Annotated in this window: 24 protein-coding genes; 11 read left to right on the top strand and 13 right to left on the bottom strand. The window is 54.4% G+C overall.

Translation table 11 applies throughout. The features are described 5' to 3' along the window. Nucleotides 1–58 precede the first annotated feature (58 nt). Entirely contained in the window at nt 59–1,690 is a 1,632-nt protein-coding gene (gene pgi, locus JMI88_RS19470) for a glucose-6-phosphate isomerase (protein WP_201363601.1), read from the top strand. A 61-nt stretch (nt 1,691–1,751) separates the two neighbouring features. Here the strand turns inward: pgi and JMI88_RS19465 are convergent, their stop codons facing one another. From JMI88_RS19465 to JMI88_RS19455, 3 genes are all read right to left on the bottom strand, one after another. Continuing rightward, on the bottom strand, nt 1,752–3,269 hold the full coding sequence (locus JMI88_RS19465; protein ID WP_201363600.1) for a sensor histidine kinase: 1,518 nt from the start codon (nt 3,267–3,269) through the stop codon (nt 1,752–1,754). 15 nt (nt 3,270–3,284) lie between these two features. Then, the gene (locus JMI88_RS19460) at nt 3,285–3,980 is read right to left on the bottom strand and encodes a response regulator transcription factor (protein ID WP_201363599.1); all 696 of its coding nucleotides are present in this window, start codon (nt 3,978–3,980) and stop codon (nt 3,285–3,287) included. Nucleotides 3,981–4,143: 163 nt separating this feature from the next. Then, entirely contained in the window at nt 4,144–4,881 is a 738-nt protein-coding gene (locus JMI88_RS19455) for a DUF5666 domain-containing protein (protein WP_201363598.1), read from the bottom strand. A 271-nt stretch (nt 4,882–5,152) separates the two neighbouring features. On the opposite strand from JMI88_RS19455, the gene JMI88_RS19450 reads away from it, so the two are divergent. Next, nucleotides 5,153–5,644, top strand: a complete 492-nt coding sequence (locus JMI88_RS19450; protein ID WP_201363597.1) for an arsinothricin resistance N-acetyltransferase ArsN1 family A — start codon at nt 5,153–5,155, stop codon at nt 5,642–5,644. Nucleotides 5,645–5,660: 16 nt separating this feature from the next. Here JMI88_RS19450 and JMI88_RS19445 read toward each other — a convergent pair whose 3' ends face one another. Continuing rightward, nucleotides 5,661–6,380, bottom strand: a complete 720-nt coding sequence (locus JMI88_RS19445; protein ID WP_201363596.1) for an MgtC/SapB family protein — start codon at nt 6,378–6,380, stop codon at nt 5,661–5,663. Nucleotides 6,381–6,778: 398 nt separating this feature from the next. On the opposite strand from JMI88_RS19445, the gene JMI88_RS19440 reads away from it, so the two are divergent. Then, nucleotides 6,779–7,603 (top strand): aldo/keto reductase, encoded by an 825-nt coding sequence (locus JMI88_RS19440; protein WP_201363595.1) that lies wholly within the window; start codon nt 6,779–6,781, stop codon nt 7,601–7,603. A gap of 76 nt (nt 7,604–7,679) precedes the next feature. Here the strand turns inward: JMI88_RS19440 and JMI88_RS19435 are convergent, their stop codons facing one another. After that, nucleotides 7,680–8,594 carry an LLM class flavin-dependent oxidoreductase gene (locus JMI88_RS19435; protein ID WP_201363594.1) on the bottom strand — a complete coding sequence of 305 codons (915 nt, stop codon included), beginning with the start codon at nt 8,592–8,594 and terminating at the stop codon, nt 7,680–7,682. Between the two features lie 635 nt (nt 8,595–9,229). On the opposite strand from JMI88_RS19435, the gene JMI88_RS19430 reads away from it, so the two are divergent. Beyond that, nucleotides 9,230–9,622 (top strand): DUF7475 family protein, encoded by a 393-nt coding sequence (locus tag JMI88_RS19430; protein ID WP_201363593.1) that lies wholly within the window; start codon nt 9,230–9,232, stop codon nt 9,620–9,622. 38 nt (nt 9,623–9,660) lie between these two features. On the opposite strand, the gene JMI88_RS19425 is transcribed toward JMI88_RS19430, so the two are convergent. Further along, nucleotides 9,661–10,524, bottom strand: a complete 864-nt coding sequence (locus tag JMI88_RS19425; RefSeq protein ID WP_201363592.1) for a helix-turn-helix transcriptional regulator — start codon at nt 10,522–10,524, stop codon at nt 9,661–9,663. A gap of 321 nt (nt 10,525–10,845) precedes the next feature. Here JMI88_RS19425 and JMI88_RS19420 point away from each other — a divergent pair, with 321 nt between their 5' ends. Then, the gene (locus JMI88_RS19420) at nt 10,846–11,757 is read left to right on the top strand and encodes an SDR family oxidoreductase (protein ID WP_201363591.1); all 912 of its coding nucleotides are present in this window, start codon (nt 10,846–10,848) and stop codon (nt 11,755–11,757) included. A 338-nt stretch (nt 11,758–12,095) separates the two neighbouring features. On the opposite strand, the gene JMI88_RS19415 is transcribed toward JMI88_RS19420, so the two are convergent. Continuing rightward, a complete protein-coding gene (locus JMI88_RS19415; RefSeq protein WP_201363590.1) occupies nt 12,096–12,680 on the bottom strand; it encodes a DNA-3-methyladenine glycosylase I in 585 nt (194 codons plus the stop codon). 147 nt (nt 12,681–12,827) lie between these two features. Between JMI88_RS19415 and JMI88_RS19410 the strand changes: the two genes are divergently transcribed. Beyond that, the gene (locus JMI88_RS19410) at nt 12,828–13,448 is read left to right on the top strand and encodes a TetR/AcrR family transcriptional regulator (protein ID WP_201363589.1); all 621 of its coding nucleotides are present in this window, start codon (nt 12,828–12,830) and stop codon (nt 13,446–13,448) included. A 185-nt stretch (nt 13,449–13,633) separates the two neighbouring features. Next, nucleotides 13,634–14,284 (top strand): hypothetical protein, encoded by a 651-nt coding sequence (locus JMI88_RS19405; protein WP_201363588.1) that lies wholly within the window; start codon nt 13,634–13,636, stop codon nt 14,282–14,284. A gap of 2 nt (nt 14,285–14,286) precedes the next feature. Here JMI88_RS19405 and JMI88_RS19400 read toward each other — a convergent pair whose 3' ends face one another. After that, nucleotides 14,287–15,123: an AraC family transcriptional regulator gene (locus tag JMI88_RS19400; protein ID WP_201363587.1), complete on the bottom strand. Its 837-nt coding sequence runs from the start codon at nt 15,121–15,123 to the stop codon at nt 14,287–14,289. 186 nt (nt 15,124–15,309) lie between these two features. Between JMI88_RS19400 and JMI88_RS19395 the strand changes: the two genes are divergently transcribed. Further along, entirely contained in the window at nt 15,310–16,329 is a 1,020-nt protein-coding gene (locus tag JMI88_RS19395) for a phytanoyl-CoA dioxygenase family protein (RefSeq protein ID WP_201363586.1), read from the top strand. Nucleotides 16,330–16,405: 76 nt separating this feature from the next. On the opposite strand, the gene JMI88_RS19390 is transcribed toward JMI88_RS19395, so the two are convergent. The 5 genes from JMI88_RS19390 to JMI88_RS19370 form a co-directional block, all read right to left on the bottom strand. Further along, nucleotides 16,406–16,957 carry an MOSC domain-containing protein gene (locus JMI88_RS19390; protein ID WP_201363585.1) on the bottom strand — a complete coding sequence of 184 codons (552 nt, stop codon included), beginning with the start codon at nt 16,955–16,957 and terminating at the stop codon, nt 16,406–16,408. A 301-nt stretch (nt 16,958–17,258) separates the two neighbouring features. Then, entirely contained in the window at nt 17,259–17,909 is a 651-nt protein-coding gene (locus JMI88_RS19385) for a HesA/MoeB/ThiF family protein (RefSeq protein ID WP_201363584.1), read from the bottom strand. A gap of 4 nt (nt 17,910–17,913) precedes the next feature. Continuing rightward, nucleotides 17,914–18,930: a hypothetical protein gene (locus tag JMI88_RS19380; protein ID WP_201363583.1), complete on the bottom strand. Its 1,017-nt coding sequence runs from the start codon at nt 18,928–18,930 to the stop codon at nt 17,914–17,916. A 52-nt stretch (nt 18,931–18,982) separates the two neighbouring features. Next, nucleotides 18,983–20,455 (bottom strand): vWA domain-containing protein, encoded by a 1,473-nt coding sequence (locus tag JMI88_RS19375; protein WP_201363582.1) that lies wholly within the window; start codon nt 20,453–20,455, stop codon nt 18,983–18,985. A 978-nt stretch (nt 20,456–21,433) separates the two neighbouring features. Next, nucleotides 21,434–21,652 carry a hypothetical protein gene (locus JMI88_RS19370; RefSeq protein WP_201363581.1) on the bottom strand — a complete coding sequence of 73 codons (219 nt, stop codon included), beginning with the start codon at nt 21,650–21,652 and terminating at the stop codon, nt 21,434–21,436. A 658-nt stretch (nt 21,653–22,310) separates the two neighbouring features. Between JMI88_RS19370 and JMI88_RS19365 the strand changes: the two genes are divergently transcribed. The 3 genes from JMI88_RS19365 (at nt 22,311) to JMI88_RS19355 (ending at nt 25,135) form a co-directional block, all read left to right on the top strand. Continuing rightward, nucleotides 22,311–23,111 (top strand): sugar phosphate isomerase/epimerase family protein, encoded by an 801-nt coding sequence (locus JMI88_RS19365; protein WP_201363580.1) that lies wholly within the window; start codon nt 22,311–22,313, stop codon nt 23,109–23,111. Nucleotides 23,112–23,237: 126 nt separating this feature from the next. Further along, nucleotides 23,238–24,299, top strand: a complete 1,062-nt coding sequence (locus tag JMI88_RS19360) for a Gfo/Idh/MocA family protein (RefSeq protein WP_201363579.1) — start codon at nt 23,238–23,240, stop codon at nt 24,297–24,299. After that, nucleotides 24,296–25,135: a sugar phosphate isomerase/epimerase family protein gene (locus tag JMI88_RS19355; protein WP_201363578.1), complete on the top strand. Its 840-nt coding sequence runs from the start codon at nt 24,296–24,298 to the stop codon at nt 25,133–25,135. Before JMI88_RS19360 ends, JMI88_RS19355 begins: the two co-directional genes overlap by 4 nt. Nucleotides 25,136–25,177 lie beyond the last annotated feature (42 nt).

Raw genomic sequence — 25,177 nt, 5'->3', positions numbered from 1 at the left:
CAAGGGTCACTTATGAATGCATGCGACCAGAAACTTTTGTTACAGAGGAGACTAACAGATGTCAACCAAATTGACACAACTACCCTCATGGAGGGCCCTAGAAGCACATTTTCAAAAGGTTCGCGACCTTCACCTGCGTACGCTTTTCGCAGACGATCCTCAACGTGGCGAGCGCTTCTCGGTTGAGGCGGAAAACATTTATTTTGATTATTCAAAAAATCGTGTTACCGATGAGACGATAAAATTACTCCTTGAGCTGGCCGAAGCCGTAGGTCTGCGCAATCGCATCGATGCTATGTTTAGGGGCGAGAAAATCAATATTACTGAGCAGCGCGCCGTCCTGCACGTGGCCTTGCGCGCCCCCAAGGGCTCGTCGATCATCGTCGATGGCCAGAATGTGGTCCCCGAGGTCCATCAAGTGCTGGAGAAGATGTCAAACTTCTCGAGCCGCGTTCGCAGCGGCGAGTGGAAGGGCTTTACCGGCAAGCGCATTCGCAATATCGTCAATATCGGCATCGGTGGATCGGACCTGGGCCCGCACATGGCCTACGATGCCTTGCGCTACTATAGCGATCGCAATCTGACCTGCCGCTTTGTCTCCAACGTGGATGGCACGGACTTCGCCGAAGCGGTACACGACCTGGACCCCGAGGAGACGCTGTTCATTGTATCTTCGAAGACCTTTACGACCCTTGAGACTCTGACCAACGCCCGCAGCGCCCGCGACTGGACCCTGGCTAAGTTGCACGATGAGAAGGCGGTGGCTAAACACTTTGTGGCCGTTTCGACCAATGCCAAAGAGGTGGAGAAGTTCGGCATCGATACCGAAAACATGTTCGGCTTCTGGGATTGGGTCGGCGGCCGCTATTCCTATGATTCGGCCATCGGCCTCTCGCTGATGATCGCCATCGGACCCGAGAATTTCTACGATATGCTGGCCGGCTTCCATGCCATGGATGAACATTTCCGCACCACCCCGTTCGAGAAGAATCTGCCGGTCCTGCTAGGCCTGATCGGCATCTGGTACAACAACTTCTTTGGCGCCGAAACGGTTGCGATCCTGCCATACGATCAGTACCTTGAGCGCTTCAGTGCCTACTTACAGCAGCTCGATATGGAGAGTAACGGTAAGCACGTCGACCTGGAGGGCAATGTTGTCGATTATCAGACCGGCCCGATCATCTGGGGCCAGCCCGGCACCAATGGTCAGCACGCCTTCTACCAATTGATCCACCAGGGCACCAAACTGATTCCCTGCGACTTCATCGGCTTCTGCCAGACGCTCAATCCAATAAAGCCCCACCACGATCTGCTGATGGCCAACTTCTTTGCCCAGACCGAGGCGCTGGCCTTCGGCAAGACCCGGGAAGAAGTAATCGCTGACGGCGTGCCCGACTACCAGGTACCACACCGCACCTTTGAAGGCAACCATCCCACCAACACCATCCTGGCCGATCGCCTGACCCCCAACATGCTGGGCAAACTCGTCGCGCTCTACGAGCACAAAGTCTTTGTCCAGGGCACCATCTGGAATATCAACTCGTTCGACCAATGGGGCGTTGAGCTTGGTAAAGTGCTGGCCAACCGCATCATCCCAGAACTGGAAAGCGCGCAGGAGCCTGCCCTCAAACACGACAGCTCCACCAACACCCTCATCGGCCGCTACCGCAAACTGCGTAGATCTGAATAATCAACCGCGCATCCAATCAAAGGCAAGCCCATTCCTAATACAAATGGAATGGGCTCGTTTTTCATCTATCTCCTTCCAGCACAGGCAGGTACACAATCACAGTAGTCCCTCGATTGAGAACACTCTCGATACAGACGCTCCCGCCGTGGGCCCGCACGATTCCATCCACAATCGATAGCCCTAGCCCGCTTCCACCCGGTGCGTTACCACGTGTTCTAGATTGATCAACCCGGTAGAAACGCTCAAAGACGTGCTCTAGCGCCTCCTCGGGAATCCCTATGCCGCTATCGCGAACCTGCACGCAGAGCATAGCCTTTCCCTGCCTCTTTACTGGCTCGTTTCCAACAGTAATCGCGATCGTTCCAGACGGCGGTGTGAACTTACATGCGTTCTCCAGCAGATTGTGGAAGACGCGCCTGAGCTGTTCGGGATCGCCGGAGGTAGCCCACGCCGCATCCAGGTTATGGATCTCAAGGTGATCATGATCAGGAAATTGTTGCCAGATCTGTTCGCATACCTCAGCGATAAGAGGGCCCGGCTCGACACGCCGTGGTCTGCGTAGAACAATCTGCCCTTCATCCAGCCGTGAGAGGATCAGTAGATCACCGACCAGTAACTGCATGCGTTCAACGACCGCGTACATCCCGCGCATCAAGCGCAAGGCCGCTTCTGTATCCCCGTTATTGGCCTCCAATAGGAGCATCTCCAGGCTCCCACTCAGACCAGTTAGCGGCGTCCGCAGTTCGTGTGACACATCGGCCACAAATTGTTTCTGTCTCACCAGCATCTTTTCTAAGCGAGCAACCATCCGGTTAAAAGCCTGCGCTAGCCTCCCGACCTCATCGCTGGCGACCGGCTCACGCAGGCGCAGAGACAGTTCGCCGTCAGCGATGCGCCCGCTCACTTGCTCCATTTCTACCAGCGGCCGCAATGCCTGTCTGATCAGCGGGAGCGTTAGCAATCCCGCAATGACCAGCGCAACCAGCGTAATCAGGCCCTGGATCAGGCGCGTCGTCGCAATAACACTGTCGATCTGACTGGTGGGTGTACTCAACTGGAGATAAACTGGAGCATAGTCCATCGTTTGCTTGTCAAGCAGTACATTCGCCCTGTACCAGACAACCATTTCGCGCTGACCCTGCGCGTTACTCACAAGACTATATGAAGTCGATGATTTATCCTGTTTCAGGAACTCCTTGTTTCCAGCTAAAAAAGGATGCCGGGGATCACTGTATGCCAGAGGCTTTCCATCATCAGATAGGATCGCAATCTGTACGCTTCTTCCCAGGCTGTTCTGTATTTTTTTGACCAGATCACTGGCTAGCGCACTGTTTAGAGGTTGCGCCTGGCCACTGGACTTCGGCAGCAAAGGGCTGTTTGCTCCAACGACTATGCTGGCTTGCGTGCTGAGAACGGTAGCCTGATTTGAGATCAGGGTATATTCTTCTGTCAGCGACAGGATAATGCCGGATGTTATCAGGATGATAGTCAACAGTCCAAATGAGACAATGGCGAGTCGCCAGCGCAAGGGCAGGTGCTCAACGATCTGGTGGAACCAGCGTGTCTTCTTTTTGATCATGTAGCTTTCCTGCCTCTAGCGTAATGTGTAGCCAACTCCCCGGATCGTTTGCAGGAGCTGCGGCGGGTTGGTATCCTGTAGTTTTTCGCGCAGATGCTTGATGTAGACTTCGATCACATTGTCGTCACCGCCATAGTGATACCCCCAGACACGGGATAGGATGGCGTTGCGAGTTAAGACCTGGCGAGGATGCTGCAGAAAAAAGTCGAGCAGCTCGAATTCGCGTGGCGTCAGTTCAATGGGCCGTCCGCCACGTGTGACAATCCTCGTGCTTCGGTTGAGCGTGATGTCTTGAAAAGAGAGGACTTCTCCTATCTGTAGCCCGCGCCGCCGCGAGACGGCGCGGACGCGAGCCATCAGTTCTTTGAAGATAAAGGGCTTGGTGATGTAGTCGTCGGCTCCTCGGTCCAGCCCTTCAACCCGGTCTTCGACGTCTTCTCTGGCGGTCAACATGATGATACCGGTGTCGTGTGCTTGCCGGATGCGCTGCGCTACCTCCATCCCATCCAGACCAGGGAGCATGATATCCAGAATAACGATATCTGGCCGGTGGGCGTTAACAGCGGCCAGGGCATCAAACCCGTTCATCACGCTTGCGACCTCAAAGCCTTCATAGCTAAAGCCCATGCGCAGAAATTCGACGATCTGTGGCTCATCGTCCACAATCAATACCACTGACTTGCGCGGCAGTTCCCGCTCCTCGTTCGCCATCGCCTTTATCCTCTTCTTAATGGCATGATTTCCACCATGTGTAGGGTCAAAACCTCTTCCATATGCTGGACCAGCATATAATAAGGCATGCACCCATTCCAAAACAAGCGCTCAGGCTCCCCATCAGCATGGAGCCTGAGACGCCATTAGAACGATACCGGCACTACTTGCCAACTGACTGGCTGCTCGGAGTCAGGCCAACTACCAGCGTGGTAGCTCGCAGATTGCCATTGCTAGCAGACTTGCCAAAAGCTATGATAAAATCTCCCGTTTTGAGCTCGCCCAGGGTGATTTTACCACCCGCCAGCTTACTCCCGAGCTCGGTCGTATTGCTGACCGTAATGGTATGGATCGACGACATGGCTTTATCACCAGCCGATTGTACCGTGAGCGTTGATCCGTGTATAGCTGTAATATAACCCAGGAAAGAGGTGCCATCCGTCGGCTTTTTTTCGGGTGCTTTGCTTGACGGTTCAATGCCAACAACAATGCTCCTGCTGACGAGATTGTTCACCCCATCCATCTGTCCCGTTGCCTGGATAAAGTCCTTGACTTTCAGGTCGCTCAGCGTAATTGCGCGCTGAGCAATCTTACTGACGAACTCGGTCTGGGCCGTCGTTTTGATGGTGATTACCGAGCCATCTTTCCAGCTTTTCAGCTGCAGCGTCGTGCCATTGATAGCCGTAATATACCCCAATACGCTCGTCCCACATGCTGTCGCTGGACATTTCGCGCCGTGCTGCTTGATCTTGTCGATACTGGCAGCGCTGGCCGAATGCAAGAAGATTCCGCCCGCGATAAAGGCAGCGACCATGAGCAGGCTCGTCACCAGCCCATACCAGTGCAGTGGCTTCAGACGCCACTGCCCTTCCCTGTGCCGATAAACTTCAGACTGTTCCATCTGTCTGTTCCTCCGTGTTTGTTTATGAGAGACAACAATCAATCTATTTGTCGCCCATCTCAACTGTAATCCACCAGATTGAAGAGACAGTCCGATTTTGCTGAATTTTCGCTGAAAAATACGGAGGCAGGCCAATTTTCCTTCCCGTTTTCTCCACGCTTGGCAGCACAGCTCGCAGCACCTATAATCTACTTGATCAGAAAAACCAGTTGTTTGCATTTATGATCCGCAAACTGGGAATATCTTAGAGGAGCATCTTAAAGGAGGCTATATGAAGATTCGCGATGCTATGCATAAGGATGCGGCAACTATCGCGTCCATCTATAATCAAGGGATTGAGGATCGGTCGGCAACGCTTGAGACGCAGCTGCGGACGCCCGAGGAGCGGGCCGACTGGCTGACGACCCGTGACTCGCGCCATCCTGTCCTTGTCGCAGTAAACGATTCGGGGAGCGTTGTGGGCTGGGGCTCGCTCAATTCATTTAACCCTCGGCCAGCCTATGACCATGTGGTGGATTTCTCCATCTACGTTGACCGCGAGCAGCGCGGACGAGGCATCGGAGATGCATTGCTGAGTGCGCTGGAAACACGCGCCGGGGCCCTTGGCTATCATAAATTGGTCCTGGCCGCCTTCCCAACCAACGCGCCAGGCATGCGCCTGTATGAGCGCCACGGCTTCCAATTCGTTGGCGTCTATCACGAACAGGGCATGCTCGATGACCGCTGGGTTGACGTTATCATCATGGAGAAAATCCTGCCTTAATTAGCCCAAAAAACTACTATTCATATCTGACGCCTTTTCTGCTCGATGATTTGATGCCCAGAACTCCTTTAATGGTACGTAGCTGGTCAATGGCTTGTATCATTGTGCGTTCATCACTGGCCTGGCAATCGATTTCTAGCATATGCTCGCTGCCCTGCTCGGTCTTCTGAGAACGAATGTCAACCCGCACGATATTTATGTGCATTTTGCTCAGGGTATCATAGATTTTTCCGATCAGGGTGCCTTCGTCTTCACCGTCCAGGCGAATAAATAATTCCTGCAGGTGCTGGCTTTTGTATGGTAGTAGTCTGGCCTCCACGTAACGCATACCGATCAAGATAAATAAGACCATGAAGGTGGTTATGGCGGCCTCAATCAAAAAGCCGATGCCGCAGGCCATACCGATGGCGGCCACGGCCCAGACCGAGGCCGCGGAGGTCAACCCTCTGACTTTTTGGAGGTCCTGCCGAAAGTAGATGGCTCCCCCACCCAGGAAGCCGATACCCGCCACAATATAAGACGCGATACGCGTTGGATCGAACTGAACATGCGGCAGGGTCAGCAAATCGTGAAAGCCGTAAGCGGAGAGGATGGTGAACAGGGTTGTTCCAAGCGCCACCAGGGCACTGGTGCGCACGCCTGCATGGTGCTCGCTGGACTCCCGCTCCCAGCCGATGATGCTTCCCAACAGCATTGAGATGGTGAGCCTTAATAACATTTCTGGCAAGCTAATCATTTATCGCTACTTCTCCCTATTTTTGTCGGCTTTTTTTTGAAACCATTCTTACTTCCAATACGAGATACAAGCATACGTCGAGTTAAAAAGCTAATGTGAAAGGTATTCCCTGCTACTTTAGTGCTACCTGCGCGTCTTTATGTTGGAGGTTATTACGTATGTGTATCACTACTCATTCTACTTGCTACCACTCTCATTATATTCCATTCTATGACCCTCTAATCACGCTTGATTTCTGCAAGTAACGCGGAACCGCTGCGCTGGATGTACTTCTTTTGGGCGAGACTCTCTACGCATTTCTCTGCCCGAATGTTCCACAATATAGTTTGTTCTATTTGTGTGGCAGTTGTGCTGGACACACAATGGCCAGTCACACTGCCCTGGAAAGGCGTTGTTGTATGGACTATCGTATTTTAGGATCTGGATCTGGATCCAATCAATTACGTGTACCAGTGATTGGGATGGGGACCTGGCGTACCTTCGATACGCGTGGTGAGCAGCCAACCCTTAAAAATGCTCGTTCCCTGATCGATACAGCTCTATCTCAGGAGGTTTCGTTTTTTGATTCGTCTCCCATGTATGGGTCAGCTGAACAGGCGCTTGGTGAGACACTGCGCGGGCGGCGCGAGCAGGCCATAGTAGCAACCAAAGTATGGGCAAGTACGCGCGCCGAGGGCCAGGCCCAGGTGAAACAAGCATTGAACCTTTTCGATGGCTTCGTCGACGTCTACCAGATCCACAACATGGAAAACTGGCTGGAACATCTGGCTCTGCTGGAGGGCCTGAAGGAGCAGGGATGCGTGCGGGCCATCGGGGCCACCCACTATAACCCCGCCGCCTTTCATGAGCTGCGTAAAGTTATGAAAACCGGTCGTATCTCGGTCATCCAGATTCCTTACAACCCTTTGCAGCGCGAGGTGGAAAAAGACATTTTGCCGCTGGCTGCCGATCTGGGTTTGGGAGTCATCGTGATGCGCCCCTTTGGCGAGGGAAGCCTGATGCGCCAGCCACCGTCAACACAGGCGCTGGAGCCGCTGGCCCCCTTTGGGGTAAAAACCTGGGGGCAGGCCTTGCTCAAGTGGATCCTGAGCGATGAGCGCTGCCACGTGGCGATTCCAGCCACCACGAAGCCGCAACGCGTGATCGAGAATGCGGCCGCCGGCAATCCTCCCTGGTTCGGTCCCGCCGAACGCGACCTGGTCGCTCACCTGGCCACCTCATAACCAGGCTATAAGAATTTGGGGCCGGCATCTCCTTGTCAGTTGAAGATACTGGCCCCATTTTGCAGGCTGCGCGGCCTTACGCGTTAAGCCGGGGAAAAACTTCCTCAACCAGTAGGCGTAATGAGGTGGTGTCCGGAAAACTCTCGGGTTTCAGCATGAAGTAGTCTACGCCGAGATCGATAAATGGTTTCATCTGTTCGATGATTTGCGTCGGAGTACCCACAAAAGGATTGGGCGAGCGGATCAGGGATGTGTCGATGCTGGCTGGATCGGTCCCTTCAGAGACGCAGTAGCAGCCGCCAAACCAGGTGCGCCGCAACGTGGCAGGATCTCGTCCAACGACGGCACAGGCTTCTTCGCTCGCTTTGACCTGCTCTCGATAGCGCTCAATCCCTACCTGAGAGACGTTCCACCAGTCGGCGTGGCGGGCGGTGAGCCGTAACATGCGCGGTTTTGAGCCACCAACCATGATAGGAGGTGCCGGATCGGGCTTTGGCTCACAGTAGGCTTCCACCACCTGGTAGTGCTTGCCCTTAAAAGTGGCCTGCGGCTCATTCCAGAGCGCCTTGACGATCTTCAAGGTTTCATCCAGTTCTTCTACGCGCGTGCCCGCCCCGGGGAAGTCGTAGCCATAGGCATCATACTCTTCCTGGTGCCAGCCAGCGCCAATACCAAGCACGAACCGTCCCCCACTCATATACTGGGCAGTCGCCGCCATCTTGGCCAGCAAGGCTGGGTTGCGGAACGACTGGCACAGCACCACATGCCCAAAGTCAAATGAGGGATACAGCGCCGCCATATACGCCAGGGCAGTCCAGCCTTCCAGCAGAGGACTATCTTTGAATTGCACATGATCAACAAACCAGATTGAGTCAAATGTCCCGTTTACTACATCCAGGTTTTTCTTTAGCTGCTCCATAAACGCTTCACGAGACATCTCGTTGCGTGGACCACTGGGCAATGCCAGCCCAAACTGAATACGTGTCATCATACTCCCTTTATACTTACATCAAAATACTTTTATATAAACAGTATCTCACATCCCGCCCCATAACGTCCCCATTTCCCATCAGTGCCCGGTCCCCCCACAACCTCCTCAGAGTTTCACAAACAATTGGGACAAGAGCGCTTACCTTATTTCCATCTTTCACGCCATCCCGTGTATATAAAACTTTTTTTATAGCTTGCATTGCAAGAAATTAAATTGTGCACAATCATATTTCACACAAACCACCCAACAAAAAAACTTTAACGGAACAGCTCACTATGTCTGCCAGCCGGGTTGGATTGAGGCAACAAAAGCGTTGCTGATCTGCTCTGAACCTACTTTGCGCGCCGGGAATTTAGCATAGTATGTGTTCATGGCATCACTAATTTAAGGATACATGATCAGCACGAAAAATAACTGTTAAAAACCAACCGAGCTTATTGATAAGCATCAGAAATAGATAGATAGATATCTATAAAGCATATAGCGATTTTCAATCGACTAATCAATAGCCAATAATGACTATAAGACATCAATATTATTGTAATACTATGAAAATTTTACTTATAATTTTTCATACATCAGGTAGCGATTTGCCAGATAGAAAAACGAACTTCTAGTAGTGAAAGTGAGTACTAATGCAACAAGCGTTACAAACGAACAAACAATTCCTTTTCGTAATCATTGGTATCGTCTTGACAACGCTCATTACCGGTGCAGCACATTTATATCTTTCAATGCAACCAGATGAAGACCTGCATTTCTGGTTTTTGCTCAATGGTCTTGGCTATCTCGGCTTACTTGTAGCGTTTTTCCTACCTCAATTTGCACGGATTCACAACCTTGTGCGTTGGGTATTCATCGGATATACACTACTGACCATTGTTCTCTGGTTCTTCCTCGGTAGTCCCAGTGAGGGCTGGCCCTGGGATCCATTTGATTGTACTATTAAAGTAGTTGAAGTCGTCCTGGTTATCCTTCTCTTCCTTGATTGGATGAAATCCAAACAGATCGCTGCCAAGCCACGGTAACACCTGGCATAAATGACATCGTGACCATGGAAGGTTGCTCAGAACCCACTTGAGACGCTTGATCTCTCAGAAAGCAGTTGGGAGATTTTGGCTGGTGTATCTGCTTCATCCAACGGGATGTATACAGTCACTGTGAGATCTGGGGCGTCAAACACCTGAAACGTGACAAGCTCAAACACGAGATAGCCTACTTGTGGATGATTGAACGTTTTGTGACCTTCTGACGCAATGAGCACCTCATGATCGGGCCACCAGGCCCGAAATTCAGGGCTGGCAATCATCAGATCATGGATCAACTCTGTCAACCAGGGATCAGCAGGATAGCGACCACAAGTGGCACGGAATTGTGCTAAGAGCCGTCGCGCATGCCCTTCCCAATCGACAAGCAGTTGCCGATGCATTGGCGAGGTGAAGAGTCGCCAGACGGTATTACGTTCGTGAGAGGTCATCTGCTCATAATCGCCAAAGACGATGCGGGCCGCTTCGTTCCAGGCCACCACATCCCATCGTCGTCCTGTCACAAAGGCTGGACTGAGACCCTGATGATCCAGGAAGTGCTGTAACGCTGGACTCACGGTTTCAGGCTCCATGGCCCTCGCTGGAGGGGGTTGTTGGTGAGCTAAGAAGAAGAGATGTGCTCGCTCATCGGCATTCAAGTGTAAGGCCTGCACGAGGCTTTCTAAGACCTGCGTCGAAACGCTAATCGGGCGTCCCTGCTCCAACCATGTATACCAGTCCACACTGACGCTTGCCAATTGGGCTACTTCTGCGCGTCTGAGTCCTGGGGCTCGCCGCCTGCTTCCTCGCGGCAGTCCTACATCTTCAGGCGCAATCCGGTTCCTCCTGGTGCGCAGAAAATCTCCCAGTTCTTGCAAGCGTTGGTCCTCCTGCTCACGCGCCATCGTTTCCTCTCTCCTTTATCTCGTAGATAGCGGGAATGTAGGAGTCTCACTCCTATGATAAATGCTCATCTTGTTCTAGTATCCCTTTCAGTATACACTTTCGACATGTCGAAAACAACGCTCGAAGACAAGGGCATGGTATTGATACATATTCGGTCAAGGAACGCTTGTCGTCGGGAGAGATGCTGGCTGCATTGCTTGCCGAACCGGCACACGCATGTGTGACGACACAATCAATCATGCTGTATCACCTGACTTGATGTGTGTGTGGCTACACGACCGAAACCCTAACCCTTACGTTTCTTAATGGAGGATTTTCCTATGAGAGTTTTTGTTACCGGCGCGACCGGTTTTATCGGCTCCGCCGTCGTCCGCGAACTGATCGAGGCGGGCCATCAGGTCCTCGGCCTGGCGCGCTCAGATGCAGCCGCTGCCTCGCTTGCCGCCGCCGGCGCACAGGTGCATCGTGGTTCCCTTGATGATCTTGACAGCCTGCGCAGCGCAGCGGCTGCATCTGACGGCGTCATCCACCTCGCGTTTATCCACGACTTCTCGGACTACGAGGGCGCTGCGCGCACGGATCTGCACGCCGTCCAGGCAATCGGAGCAGCGCTCGAAGGCTCCGGCAAGCCGTTCGTGATCACCTCGGGAACATTGATGCTCACATTCTTTCTCCCGCAGGGGCGTCTCGGGACGGAAAAGGACGTGGCCGACGCCGGGTTGGTCGCGCCCCGGGTCGTATCGGAGAACGCGGCGCTCGCTCTCTCCCGGCGCGGCGTGCGCTCATCGATCGTGCGACTGTCTCCCTCGGTTCACGACAAAAGAAGAGGCGGCTTCACGGAGGTCCTGGTCTCTATCGCCCGTGAGAAGGGCGTCTCCGGCTACGTCGGCGATGGTTCTAACCGCTGGCCCGCTGTGCACCAGCTCGATGCCGCTCGCCTGTTCCGTCTGGCGCTGGAGAAGGCCCCGGCGGGATCGGTGCTGCACGGAGTCGCGGAAGAGGGCGTGCCGACCCGCACCATCGCCGAGGTGATCGGTCGGCATCTCGATCTCCCGGTGGTCTCCATCTCTCCTGAGGACGCGGGCAAGCACTTTAGCTGGATCGGACCCGCCTCCTCAATAGACAACCCGACGTCGAACGCGCTGACCCGCGAGCTGCTGGGGTGGCAGCCAGTACACCCCACGCTGATCCAGGATCTCGAAGAAGGGCACTTCTTCGACAACAAGAAGTGATGTCTCGTTCAACCTCTCTGCTTACCCCTGTAAAAGAAATGGTAGCGACAAGAGGAGAATTCCATGACTGAGATACATGACTGGAATGACCAGGATCGCCAGATCATCGAAGCGTGAATTCCCATGATTCAGAGCAAATTCTCACCCTTCGGTGCAAAATCGGTCTACCCTTCAGTTAATTTCTTCTGAAAGTCATCAGAATAGATGACTTTCATTCTGGGTGGTGCGCCTTTGGCGCATGGTTCTTACCAAGAATCAAGAAACCAGGCCCGCCAGACTCTACAATGGAGTCTGGCGGGCCTGGTTTCTTATGTCCCGCAGAAGTGAGCTTCACGACTTTACTGTGCCAGCATGGCGGCCCGAAAACAGTCAGCGGTATGGTCATTCACCATGCCTACCGCCTGCATAAAGGCGTAGCAGATCGTGGCGCCCACAAAGCGAAAGCCGCGCTTCTTCAAATCCTTGCTCATGCGCTCACTGACGGCCACCGCGTGCTGCCTATCGCTAGCACGCAAAGGCTCACCATCCACAAACTGCCAGATGTAGCGATCAAAGCTGCCAAACTCACGCTGCACCTCAAGCACGGCCTTCGCGTTTTCAACCACTGCATTGACTTTCAGCCGATTGCGCACAATGCCTTCGTTCTGGAGCAGGGACTCCTTTTTGGCCGCGTCATACTTCGCGATTTTCCGGGCATCGAAGTTATCAAACGCCGCGCGATAATTCTCGCGCTTCTTGAGAATGGTGAGCCAGCTCAAACCGGCCTGTGCTCCTTCAAGATTGAGCATTTCAAACAGCAGACGATCATCATGGACCGGGACGCCCCACTCCTCATCGTGGTACGAAAAAAATAGTTCATGCGACATCGCCCATTGACATCTTATTCTCGCCTCATTCGTGGATTGTATGTGCTCTGTAGTCATCGTATTTCCTTCTAGCTTAGCCGGTTTTAGAGTTCACGGATCATTGCTCCATCGAAGATAGACCATTCCTGGCTCTGGTATGGTTGAAGTATAACGATTTCACAGTATCAGCACAAGCATGCGCGCGAAAGAAAGGAAGAAAACAACATGCCTGGCAAAAAAGAAACTGAGGTTCAGCGGCGCGAGCAAATTTTACAGGCGGCCTTTAAAGTTGCGCTGCGCGAGCGGCTTGAGCACCTGACTATCCGCCAGGTAGCGGCCGAGGCACATCTGAGCACCGGCCTGGTTTTCTTCCATTTTAAATCGAAAGAAGCTCTGCTGGTCGCTCTCCTCGATTGGCTGCTGAACGATCTGTTCGAAACCTGGGAGGCCCCGACCACCCACTCTCCCCGCGAACGCCTGCTTGGACTGATCGAACAGGATGTGCGCGATGCTTATGTCGAGCGCAACCAGAAATCCCTCGCCAAACTAGAACTGCTCTTCGATTACTGGACCCTGAGCACCCGTGAGCCTGAAATACGCCAGCGCATGCTGACAGGCATCGAACGCTCACGCCAGATGTTTCTACCCGCTGCCCGCGACCTGATCAAGGCCGAACCAGCCCGCTTCCCCGGCGTCACCCCCGAAACCCTGGTCACTCTCATCCTCAGCCTCATTCAAGGCTACACCCTTCAGAACCTCCTCGGCAATCCCCACACTACCCTCGACCAATTCCTGACCGCTACTCGCGCCCTCCTCACCCCTCCCACGTCAACGCCACCAAAATAACTGCGACCCTCGTACATACCACCCTCTCGGCATACACAATGCCCCATTTTATACAACAGGCAATGTGAAACACTTCATTGTTTGTTTCCAAAAGGTGAAATATCTCACTATTAGTTACCAAAAGATATTATATAATAAAAAATATCAATATATTCAAACATCCATAAGGAGACATAATATATTTTATGCTGCAGAATTCAACACCAACACCACCAGAACGGTCAACGCCATTGCCAGCACAGCCACAACAACCACAGCCTGCGGCGCCGTTCTATCAAGAGCAACACGGCTATCCAGGCTACTCACCTTTGCCGACACAGTCGCCATCCACCGGGAAGATTGCCTTAAAATACGGGCTCATCTTTGGCGCCATCCTTGTCGCCCGCCTCATCATTGGCTATGTCTTCACTCTGTTATTCAATCAAGCCATCCCACAGATAAGAGCGACCTACCATCTACCTGTTAGCACCATTGCCATCTACTCCTTTCTGCTGACCGCATTTTTCACGTTTCTTGACTGGATTATCTACTTCCTGGCAGGTCTGTTTGCTGCTCGGCAGACACGGAAAATAAGCCCCGCTGTCTTTGCCTGTCTCTGGGCCAACCTCTGCTACAGCGTGGTCTCTTGCCTGCTTACAGGCATCAGCCTGGTCTATACGATGTCCATATTCGCAGGCCGAAGTGCTTTAATAGCAAGCTATCTCACCAGCGCCGGCATCAACTTTGCTGTTGTACTCATTCTGCTACACATCGGTCTGGGAACTGGTATTGGGGCGCTCGGCGGCCTGCTCGGAAAAAATATTGCACCCCGACAAACACCTTATTTCACCAGGTAGAGCTATTCTGTTTGGGCCGATGGATCAAACTGCCAGGAGCGGTGGCGCACCTCCAGGGGTGTGTAGCCGATGGCCTGGCGAATGCGGCGCGAGAAGTGGTAGCGCGATTGAAACCCACATTGCTCGGCGATCATGCCCACCGAGAGGCCGGTCTGTTCGAGCAGCTTGATCCCCATGGTGATGCGTTGTTCCCATACGTAAGCCATGGGTGTGGTGTGCAGGTGGTGCTGAAATAAGCGAATCAGGTGGGCGGGGCTGATCGCTACGGCTTCAGCAATCGTGGTCAGGGTCAGTTGCTCGCTCAGGTGGTCGTAGATGAATTGCTGGGCCTTCCCTACGGCGCTGTGCGCTAGGACTGCGTCGTGTCGCAGACCCAGTTGCTCGCCCTCGCCGATATAGCGCCAGCACATCTGCATCGCCAGCGCCCGCAGCATCTCTTTCACGGTCGGAAAAGCGCTGGCGCGCAATGCCAGGGCGTCGTGCATCAGTTGCTGCATGGCCGGTGAGAGCGGCAGCGGCCACGCCAGCTGCTGGAGACGCCGGATCATGTCGTCCTCGACCAGGGCCAGCGAGATATGTATCCAGCTATGAATAGTTTCGCAGTCTTCAGCAAAGACAAAATATTCGCGATGACCCGGATATAACACGAACGCACTATTGGCGGGTATCGTATGCGTCTGCTCATCAATACGGATCGTGATGTGTCCGGCATGCACATAAACAAACTGGAGTGTGGGCTGGATACGTGGTCCCAACGTGCTTCCAGGCGGATAGACGACCTCTCCCACCATCACTTCATCGGACCAATAGGATTTTTCCTGTTCTAGTTGCTGCATCATTGCCTGCCTCTTCCGCGTAACATGCTCTCATAAATATCGAGTTAATTTTAGACACATTTAGATGCATTTCAGTTATCGCTCTTTTGGCTTTTTCCTTTTATGCTCTATACATATCACTTGCACAAGCTATTTGCCTATCCGGATCAGAATGTGCATGAGACTATATTGTAGCAAAGGAGCTTTCCAATGACGACCATTTCACAGACCAATTCAACCCAACCAGTCAGGCACTATGAACATTATCCAATCAGTGTGCAAGATTATGTGAAGTTTCGCGAGCAGGGTTTCCTGGTTGTGTGCAATCTGGTGCCACCAGAAGATGTGCAGGAAATGAATGCGCATATGGATCGCATTCTGGCCGGGGAGGAACATTTTCCCGGTGTGACGCCTCCGCCCTCCGACTGGGACCCTGACAGGAAGATCTCTTACTATCTGCGCGTCCATATGCTGCATCGCGTGCTCCCCATTCACGAGCGTTTCCTACTCCATCCACGCGTCCTCGATGTGCTGGAGGCGTTGATTGGACCCGATGTGCTGGCATTGCAGTCGATGCTTTTTTTTAAGCAGCCTGGACAACCAGGACAGGGCTATCACCAGGATTCCTACTATATCCCAACCTTTCCCGATACGCTGTGCGGCGCCTGGCTGGCCCTGGATCGCGCCGATGAGGAGAATGGCTGTTTGTGGATAACGGTCGGTTCACAACATGAGCCGGTCTACCCGGATTCAGATGGCCAGTCGGAGAATGGGCAGCGCGAGTTGAGCGATATTGAGCCGATCTACAATGCTAGCCATACCGATGAGAATGTCAATGGTTTGACGCGCGTGGCCCGCAAATACACAGGTAAAGAGGTCAAGGCCGAGGTCAACCCTGGTGATGTAGTCTTCTTTGGTGGCCATATCCTGCATCGCTCCCATGCCAATCGCAGCCAGGATCGCTCGCGCCGAGCCTTTGTCGGTCACTACTGCAATGCGCGCTCCTTCGTGCCCTGGAACTCCGGCGCTCCCTACGAAGGTGAATCGGCTAACTACCTGCATATCCTGGGACGTGGCACGACCCACCTTCCCTATGCCCAGCCAAAATTCGGGACACCCTGCGCCGCTAACCAACCACCCGCATCCCGACCCAAACGCCAAAGCGCCCCCATGTCTATGATGGGCGATATGGATAACAACCTCATGACCCTCACCGCCCACCCCTCATAGGTTCGGACGAGCATGCTGGGGGCATGATCTCCTCCTCGCCTCCGATTTAATAGGCCCGGGCCTCGCGCCCGATTCACTAAACACGCTCCAATGGCCGATGCGGCTCGGGAGGTAATTCAACGCGAATAGGATCTCCGGGCCGCACCTCGCCAGCAGCCAGCACAATGCCCATGATGCCCGCCTTGCGTATCAGGTTCCCCTGCTCATCGCGTCCCAGGACTGCAGCCATCAGTCCGGGCTGCAACCCGTTCAACTGCCCACAAGGATTGCGCAGGCCCGTCACCTCAACCACCGCCGCATCGCCTAGATGTAAGCGCGTCCCCGTCGGCAGACCCAGCAAATCGATGCCCTGCGTGGTCACATTCTCACCCATCTGCCCCGCCGACACCTCAAAGCCAGCCGCCTGCAACTCCTCATGCAGCTCCGCATGGATCAAATGCACCTGCCGCAAATTAGGCTGCGACGGATCAACCGCCACCCGCGACCGATGCTTCACCGTCTCCCCCATGTGCGCATCCCCCTCAACCCCCAATCCCTTCAACAACCGAATCCGCTCCTGATTCGGCTTACTAAAAGAATGCTCGCCGCTACAACTCACCGTCTTCACCACACCATCAGAAATAACCATACCGAAACCTCCTATTTCCCATGATCACCTCACATTTAACGACAAAAAACACAACAAATCAACCGCCACACCCGGCCTTCATGTAACCATAGGTTCGGACCTTGCGTCCGATTTTTCTCTCGCCACACGATTACCATCCCCATACATTCGGACCTTGCGTCCGATTTTTCTCTCGCCACACGATCACCATCCCCATACATTCGGACCTTGCGTCCGATTTTTCTCTCGCCACACGATCACCATCCCCCATATGTTCGGACCTTGCGTCCGATTTCTCCCTCCACGCACGAAAAAATCGGCATCAATAATGGATGTTCAAATCGTTCCATGTCAATTCGAAATCATGCCGCCGGTCGAGGCGAAAGAAGTCGGTGATGGCCCGCGCGGCCAGGGCGCTCAACATCAGGGCCAGCGGACGCGTCAGGGGATAGTCGCAGGGATCACCGGGCACCTCTTGCGGGACCTGGTAGTGCGGCTCCCAGATGCCGCTGCCATATAATCCATCACCGCTGAAGCCAATATGCAGACAGGGCAGAGAAGCGGCCCTCGTGGTCTGGCTGACCGCCTCCCTGGCCTGTGCGTTATCAAAGGCATCCACCACCAGCGCGCTCCCTTTGAGCAACTCAGGCGCGTTTGTCGCGTTCAGCTCGACCACCCGAGGCTCTACCCTGGTCTGGACCGCTCGATAGAGCATGTTGGCCAGCGCACGCGCTTTGGGGGCTCCCACCTCGGCCCGGCTATAAGGTTGCCCCGACAGGTTGCGCATCTCGATACGATCTTTATCGATCACACGCAGCTGCGTGAAACCCATGCGCGCCAACATCTCGCCTACATTGGCACCCAGCGTACCCGCGCCACAGATGGTAATCAATCGACCAGCAAACGGCTGTAGGTTCGCGTGCCGTTCCTCATGAAAAAAAGGGCTTTGAGGATTCAAGGGCTGTTGTGTCATGCTCTTACATGTCCTCCTCGTCATCATAGGCTGCCCAGGACGGGGATGCCGCCATCACGTTCACCAGGCTGGTGAGATCGAAGTCATGGTCCTGCCCGCTCAGACAAATGCCGCTGGATACGACGGTGAGCTGTGAATCAACCAGGGAGCGGTAGCGTCGCTGCTGTCCATGCTCGCTCCACTCGACCACCAGGTGACGCACTGAGCCATCGCTGGCGTTGACCTCGCTATAGCTATGGAGCGTTGCGTCAGCCTTGCTCAGTGCGTGGCGTAGCTGTTCCTCTAATACCCGCTGACGCGCCTGGCCGGCCAGCCAGTTCCGCTGCTCCTGGCGATACTGCGGCGGATGCAATCCTTTTGCTGGAGTGTTGCCCGCTAGCTCCAGTTGATGGATGCGCCAGAGTAGTAAAGACAACCGTTCCGAGGCCGCCAGTCCCGGCAACAGGTTCTCTGGCAGCGCTTCGGACTCCATGGTGGCCGCTTCGCGCAGCCACTCGGCATGCCGGGGGTCGGCCCGCAGATCGGGTCCTTCGAACCAGCGCGTGCCTCCATCTACGCGCACGATGACGCGCTCGAAGCGCTCCGCACCTGCCATGGGATCGCACAAAAAGACCGGCATTGGTTCCATTGGCAAGCCAAAGCGCTGGCGGGCGTCGCCTTCATTATAGGGCAATGCCCACCAGGTACCGGGAAAAAGGCCACCGCTATCGGGCCAGAGCAGCAGCATGCGCAACGCGGGAAAAAGCTCAAGGTAGGCCCCGCGTTCCCAGGGTAGGGCCTCCTCGATGAATTGTGCCTCGCGCTCGCTGATAGGCCGAAAGCGTCCCCAGCCTGGAAAGCGTTCACGAGCACGAAACTCATACACCAGGCCATTCAGACGCGTCCGGATGCGCCCGCCGGGCAGCAGTGGAGCAATCAGCTCCCTCCCAAGCAGGCTCTGGCTCTGCTGGCTCAAGCGGGCGATCAGGGCGCGGGCATCTACCTTGCCCGTCGTGGCTCGCTGCTTGCGTTTATCAGGCATAGCATCTATCCCAACTCTTCAAGATGAGCACGTGCCCACGCCCCCACCTGTTTTATACCCCCTGGGGGACGAGATCAGGGCGGCGCGGCAACTCATAGCCCATGATGGCCTCGACCAGCTCGGCCCGCGAGGGCTGGGCCAGCAGTTCCAACACGTTCGGCAACGAGTAGTAATCCCCATCAAAGCGGTAGCGCGTCAGCTCTACACCGCGCGCCAGCAGACCCTGAGCCAGGCGTTCATATGAGCCACCGACCTGAACAATCACAATTGATGGTGCCGTCTGCATAGCCTCCTTATACGCGGTCCAGGCATCGGCCAGCAGCGGAGCGCTGTTCTCGCCTTCGTCGGTCACGATCAAGAGCTGCTCGACATACTGCTTCTTCTTCGTCATCTGTGCCAGGGCGACGCCCAGAGACGTCCCACCGTTGGCCTTGATAAACTGGAATGCCTTCTCCCAGTCGCTCAGTGCCGCACGCTTGCCGGCAGGCACATTGACATTGATCTCGAAGGCCGCCGTATCAAAGGCGTAGACATAGAAGTCAGCCGTCGTGACCGCGCTGATCAGGCTCGCTAGTTGCTTCGATACTGTGATCGCCTGCGACATCGAGCCGCTCTTGTCCACAAACAGCGCCGTCGGACGCTTGATCTCCGCCTTGCTCGCGATACGCTGATCCATTACTTCAGTCAGCGCCTGCTCAGTCTCGGCATCCAGCTTTGTCGCCGCCATGGCCTTTTTGGCCTTCAACGTCGAGACGCGCTTATCGGTCTTTGCCGCCGCCAGTTTCTGATCGATCAGCGCTTTGACTTCAGGATTATCCAGGGCACCACGCTTCTTCAGGGCGGCCATGCTGTTGATGACTTCCTGCGGCGACATAGCGTCGATCAGCGCCACCAGCACCACGGGGGTGACATTCTTGAGCGCACCTACCGCTGTAGTGTAAGGGATCTTATGCTCCAGAATAATCTGTGCCTGCTCCTCGGCTGTGCTGGCCTTCGCCAGGCGCTTGAGCGCGAACAGCGGACTATCGGCCGGCGGCTGCTCATCGAACAGAATAGCCTGGGCCCGGGGTCCCGGCTTGATGCGCAGGCTGGCATAGAGATGCTTGAGATCATTGCGCGCGCGCATGGCTGCGCCGTCAAATTGCCGTGGATTGCTCTCGCGCGTCTGCAGGTAATGCGCGACCGCCCCCTTGAACGAGCGTGGCGTCTTGCCGATCACTTTTTTGGTGTGGTCAAGCACCCGGGCCACCTCGTACGGCGCCAATTTTTGCAGCAATACCCAGGCCGCCTCGCGGAACTCAGGATACCCACTGGTCGCCAGGTGCGCCACAAACAGCAGCTTGTGATCTCGCACCTCGCCTTTGGCAAAGTACCAGAGCGCCAGGTGGCTATAAAAAAGAGGATCGTTCTCCAGCGCGCTCGTATGCAGCGGCGCCAGCTCTTCAAGTTTGCGATGTGGTGTGGTGAGAAATGAGTTGAGGATCGAAACACGCACATCCATCTCAGCAGGGGGATTCTGTGTCATCACATCACCATTAGGGCACACAGCATCACGGCTATATGCAATTTTTTATCGAGACAATATATATCCACACGATCAAGACCGGGCGTACAAGTCAACAGAGCTATAGTAAAGACATTCGCCTTTGACCACTCGGCCACAGCTTTAAAGGCTGGTAGGATTCGAACCTACGGAGATTACTCAAATGTTTGTAAGCTCATATTAGTCGGGGTGCGCCCGGTACCGATCGGTATCAGCGTGGTAACAAAACAAAAAGTCTGTCCTGTGCGAGTAAAAAGAGCGGGCTCTGATGGCATCATCCCTGTGGATGACTACAACCAGCTTCAGAGTTCAGGACTCGACCCGCATCCAATCCAGAAGGTAAAAGAGAAAGGTAACCGTATGTACGCTCTTGAGATTGGAGCACAGGACAGATCATTCGCATCTTTATCTATATCAAAGCCGAGGTGCGCAAGTCGTACGAGCGTGAAAACAGGCGCTCTACCATTGAGCTACGGGCCCACAAAAGGGCCCGACAGGATTCGAACCTGTAACAACCGGATTAAAAATCCAAAGTTTGTAAGCTCACACCGTTGGGGCGCACCTCAGCCGAGATAGCGCATCTAAAAAAGAAAAGCTTATGAAAAGATCTGGACTGCCCTGTACAAGTTTATTGAACACAATCCCGAAGGATTTAAAACCCCCGATTGGTGGTGGAGGTTGCTGGAGTCGAACCAACACTTCCCGCAAAGGCGGGAATTACCAGTTTGTAGGTCCAATGTATCAGAGTACAGGGCAATCGTAGGTGCGACCCTTGCGGTCGCTTGGTGGCCCTGTTCCTGGGCGCTCACGTTCCGCTGCAAGCTCTTAATTTGAACGTATTGGCAACTAGCCCGGGACATACATGTCGAAAGGGCACCTAAGAAACAACCCTCAATTGTTTGTAAGCCCTCCCAGTCGGAGTACGTCCCGGACCTGTCGCTTCATTTCTTTCTGCTTGGCTTAGCCGTACAGCGCCTCAGGGCGGATAATGATGGCCCCGGTTGTTCGCACAATCACGTGGCTGGCCAGGGCATGCGCTGGTAGGTCCAGGTAACGCACCACGGCCTCTTTCAACTGGAGGTCGTCCGCCATATTCGCCACCCCGAGCTGCGCCAGTTGTACTTCTTCACTGCGCCCCTCAACGCGAATATGCACGGGAGTCGTAGCTAGCTGGGTCATCTCTATCTACCTCCATCCATCAGTGATTGACATATCCATAAGTCACTGCTATTTGTCAAGTATTCATTGTCCATAGGAATAATAACCGATAAATTTAAATAAATCAAGTGCTAATCCGACATATTTTCAGCGGATTCAAAATATTCAACATGCGTGGAGAGGAGGAATGCCGTTCGGCAGGCAGATGACGTGTTGAAAACGCGTCGTTTCACGCTCAATGTAGTAAACGATTACTTTTTGATAATTACGTATATTTCATCTACCTCATCTATATTTTTTATGTACATTACACCTATTTTTGCCAGATTATACGCATCGCTTGTGCCCATCACAATTTTTCTTTTCATGCCGTTTGCATCCGCATGACAGGCCGATTGATCGCCTGCTGACACCATAATTCATAAGAGGATGATGCCCGAATAGTGGCGAGGTGTCGATTACAAAAATTAGGGTAGAGCTATGCTTCTGGATGGCTCTCCACACCCGACCGGTCTGACAGGTGTGATATGCTATTTTTGTGGCATGCGCCCCGGCGGCGTTGCCAGATGCTTTTTGTAACGCGAGGTGAATGGGCACTTGCGGTGCCTTCTATACGACAGGTCGGACGTCTGGTTGTTTGATATGGCCGTTCGTTGTTAGTAGAAGAAGAGGAACCACGATGAAGTTTGGTATCTGCACATCTTTTCGCACTATCCCACAACTCAATGAGATCGCTTTTGATTACCTTGAGGAGAGTGTACAGCGCTTTCTGATACCGGAGCGGCCTCAGGCGGAATTTGAGGAGCTGCTACACGCGGTACGGCAGTTTCCTTTCCCCGTTGAAGCGGCAAATTCGTTGTTGCCGGCAAATCTTTTGCTCATCGAGTCTCCTTCTCAGCATGTGGATCGGGCACGCCTGGAAACGTATATGCGTACCGCGTTACGGAGGGCGGAACAGGCTGGTATCCGTATTTTTGTCTTTGGCAGTGGACCAGCCAGGACCTATCCGGCCGATATTGAGAAGGCAGCTGCGTCCCAACAGCTGGCGGAACATATGGCGACATGGAACGGCTGGGCGCGCGAGCATGGCGTGCAGATCGTGCTTGAGCCTCTACGCTACGAAGAGACAAACATCCTGAATACGGTGGCGGAAAGTGGCGCGCTGGTTTCGACTATCGCTGCTTCGGGCGCTCGCCTGCTAGCCGATGTGTACCATATGGCCTGCAATGGTGAGAATCCAGAGTCGATCCTGCCCTATAGCTCGCTCCTGTCGCATGTGCATGTGGCGGAGAAAGAGGGTCGCGCGGCCCCTGGCCACCACGGGGAGGATTTCCGCCCCTACTTTTCGGCTCTCCATCGCGCTGGCTACGATCAGCGTATCTCCATCGAGTGCAATTGGAGCAACTTCGCTACCGAGGTGACTCCCGCACTGGCGGAATTACGTACCCAATGGACGGAGAGCAGCAAACAGGCTGTCTAAAGCACCTGGCTGTCCTCCGCAAGAGGGCAGTTATATTTTCTATAGTTTAGTCGCATAGTCGCAAACGAAGCGGAGGACACCTCGACGAGAGGTTTCCTCCTGAATGCATAAGGAGTTGCATATCCCATGGAAAAATTGCGTTTTGGCATTGTTGGTTGCGGCGTCATTGGCCCCACCCATGCGGAGGCGATTCGGAGCTTGCCGCAGGCGGAACTGGTGGCGGTCGCCGATGTTGTGCCTGAGAAGGCACAGAAGCTGGCCGATAAGTTTCATGCCACCGCCTACACTAGTCTGCAGGAGATGTTGGATCGCGAGCAGTTAGATGTGGTCGATGTCTGTACGCCCAGCGGCATGCACGGTGAGCTTGCCTGCCAGGTTATGCGCTCCGGTCGCCATGTCATTATCGAGAAGCCAATGGAGATTCGCAAGGATCGTATTGAGGAGATTCTCAAGGTCCAGCGTGAAACCGGTAAGAAGGTGGCAGTCATCAGCCAGCATCGCTTTGATGAGGCTTCACAGCAGGTGCACCAGCTGATTAAGGAGCAGGCCCTGGGTCGCCTGGTGATGGGAAACGCAGCCATCCCCTGGTGGCGCTCGCAGAAATATTATGATAGCGGTGCCTGGCGCGGTACCTGGGCGCTGGATGGCGGCGGCATCCTGATGAACCAGTCAATCCACTCGATCGACGTACTGCAATGGTTGATGGGACGCGTGAAGACCATCCGCGCCTATACCGATACCCTGGTCCACAACATGGAAACCGAGGATGTGGCGGTGGCGGTGCTGCGCTTTGAGAATGGGGCGCTCGGGACGATCGCGGCCACCACTGGTGCTTATCCTGGCGTGACCACGCGCATCGAGCTCTTCGGCGATAAAGGCTCGGCCGTCATTGAGGATGATCGTATGGGCTACCTGCACCTGGCCAGCCAGGATACGGAAGAGGTAGGTCCTTATGGTGGCGGCACCAAGAAGTCTGAGGGAGCCGTTACCGCCAAACCGAAGGCGACGGCCAGTGATCCTGCCGCCCTGCAGGCGTCAACCCATGCCCACCAGATCGCCGATATGATCCGCGCTATCCAGGAAAATGGCACACCCCTGGTGGACGGAAATGCCGCCCGCCATCCCGTCGAGATCATTCTCGGCATCTATGAAGCCGCCCGCACTGGTAAGGAGGTTACACTTTCATGATTCGTTTATCCGCCTTCGCAGATGAGATCTCGCCAGATCTCAATGAACAGATCGCTGTTCTGCAAAGCGAGAATATTCATTACATAGATCTACGCTCGGTCTGGAAGGTCAATGTGCTTGATCTATCTAGCCAGCAGATTCAAGAAATCAAGCAGACATTGGCCGCGGCAGGAATCGGCGTTGCGGCGATCGGCTCTCCCATTGGTAAGGTGCCCATCGATAGCTCCTTTGAGGAGCATCTAGAGCGCTTCGATCGCTCGATCGCCGTCGCCAAGGCCCTCGATACACGCTACATTCGTATCTTCTCGTTCTACGCGCCCGTCAAAGAGGAGGCCGGTTCCACCAATCCAGCCGCCTATCGCGATGAGGTCATCAGCCATCTGCAGGAGATGACGCGCCGGGCGCGCGCGGCCGATGTGCTGCTGATTCACGAGAATGAGAAAGCCATCTATGGCGATAGCATAGCGCGTAACGTTGATCTCCTGCAGAGCATCAACGATTCGCACTTCCGCTCTGTGCTCGATCCGGCCAACTACCTGCAATGCGACCAGGTGCCCTATCCAGATGCCTATGAAGCCACCAAACCCTGGCTTGAATACGTCCACGTCAAAGACGTTCGCCCCGATGGCTCGATGGCCGTGGCGGGCGAGGGAGCCTCTGACTGGGCCGCCATCCTGCAGCGGCTGCGCCAGGACGGCTACGACGGCTTTATCGCCCTCGAACCACACCTGGCTGCCGCCGGCCAGTACCAGGGCTTCAGCGGACCCGATCTCTTCCGCCGCGCATCTCAGGCCCTGCAAACCCTGCTGCGCAACATGGACTGGTCCTACGAATAGACCAACCACATAAGCACGCCCAAAGAGGCCCCGCACGCTTCC

The sequence above is a fragment of the Dictyobacter formicarum genome, assembly GCF_016587435.1.
The sequence above is the reverse complement of the archived record's forward strand: the minus strand, read 5'-3'. Positions and strand labels throughout refer to the sequence as shown.

Bases quoted from the DNA above. Each gene is read 5' to 3' on its own strand.
- pgi (WP_201363601.1), top strand. From the start codon at position 59: ATGTCAACCAAATTGACACAACTACCCTCATGGAGGGCCCTAGAAGCA.
- JMI88_RS19465 (WP_201363600.1), bottom strand. From the start codon at position 3,269: ATGATCAAAAAGAAGACACGCTGGTTCCACCAGATCGTTGAGCACCTG.
- JMI88_RS19460 (WP_201363599.1), bottom strand. From the start codon at position 3,980: ATGGCGAACGAGGAGCGGGAACTGCCGCGCAAGTCAGTGGTATTGATT.
- JMI88_RS19455 (WP_201363598.1), bottom strand. From the start codon at position 4,881: ATGGAACAGTCTGAAGTTTATCGGCACAGGGAAGGGCAGTGGCGTCTG.
- JMI88_RS19450 (WP_201363597.1), top strand. From the start codon at position 5,153: ATGAAGATTCGCGATGCTATGCATAAGGATGCGGCAACTATCGCGTCC.
- JMI88_RS19445 (WP_201363596.1), bottom strand. From the start codon at position 6,380: ATGATTAGCTTGCCAGAAATGTTATTAAGGCTCACCATCTCAATGCTG.
- JMI88_RS19440 (WP_201363595.1), top strand. From the start codon at position 6,779: ATGGACTATCGTATTTTAGGATCTGGATCTGGATCCAATCAATTACGT.
- JMI88_RS19435 (WP_201363594.1), bottom strand. From the start codon at position 8,594: ATGATGACACGTATTCAGTTTGGGCTGGCATTGCCCAGTGGTCCACGC.
- JMI88_RS19430 (WP_201363593.1), top strand. From the start codon at position 9,230: ATGCAACAAGCGTTACAAACGAACAAACAATTCCTTTTCGTAATCATT.
- JMI88_RS19425 (WP_201363592.1), bottom strand. From the start codon at position 10,524: ATGGCGCGTGAGCAGGAGGACCAACGCTTGCAAGAACTGGGAGATTTT.
- JMI88_RS19420 (WP_201363591.1), top strand. From the start codon at position 10,846: ATGAGAGTTTTTGTTACCGGCGCGACCGGTTTTATCGGCTCCGCCGTC.
- JMI88_RS19415 (WP_201363590.1), bottom strand. From the start codon at position 12,680: ATGACTACAGAGCACATACAATCCACGAATGAGGCGAGAATAAGATGT.
- JMI88_RS19410 (WP_201363589.1), top strand. From the start codon at position 12,828: ATGCCTGGCAAAAAAGAAACTGAGGTTCAGCGGCGCGAGCAAATTTTA.
- JMI88_RS19405 (WP_201363588.1), top strand. From the start codon at position 13,634: ATGCTGCAGAATTCAACACCAACACCACCAGAACGGTCAACGCCATTG.
- JMI88_RS19400 (WP_201363587.1), bottom strand. From the start codon at position 15,123: ATGATGCAGCAACTAGAACAGGAAAAATCCTATTGGTCCGATGAAGTG.
- JMI88_RS19395 (WP_201363586.1), top strand. From the start codon at position 15,310: ATGACGACCATTTCACAGACCAATTCAACCCAACCAGTCAGGCACTAT.
- JMI88_RS19390 (WP_201363585.1), bottom strand. From the start codon at position 16,957: ATGGTTATTTCTGATGGTGTGGTGAAGACGGTGAGTTGTAGCGGCGAG.
- JMI88_RS19385 (WP_201363584.1), bottom strand. From the start codon at position 17,909: ATGACACAACAGCCCTTGAATCCTCAAAGCCCTTTTTTTCATGAGGAA.
- JMI88_RS19380 (WP_201363583.1), bottom strand. From the start codon at position 18,930: ATGCCTGATAAACGCAAGCAGCGAGCCACGACGGGCAAGGTAGATGCC.
- JMI88_RS19375 (WP_201363582.1), bottom strand. From the start codon at position 20,455: ATGACACAGAATCCCCCTGCTGAGATGGATGTGCGTGTTTCGATCCTC.
- JMI88_RS19370 (WP_201363581.1), bottom strand. From the start codon at position 21,652: ATGACCCAGCTAGCTACGACTCCCGTGCATATTCGCGTTGAGGGGCGC.
- JMI88_RS19365 (WP_201363580.1), top strand. From the start codon at position 22,311: ATGAAGTTTGGTATCTGCACATCTTTTCGCACTATCCCACAACTCAAT.
- JMI88_RS19360 (WP_201363579.1), top strand. From the start codon at position 23,238: ATGGAAAAATTGCGTTTTGGCATTGTTGGTTGCGGCGTCATTGGCCCC.
- JMI88_RS19355 (WP_201363578.1), top strand. From the start codon at position 24,296: ATGATTCGTTTATCCGCCTTCGCAGATGAGATCTCGCCAGATCTCAAT.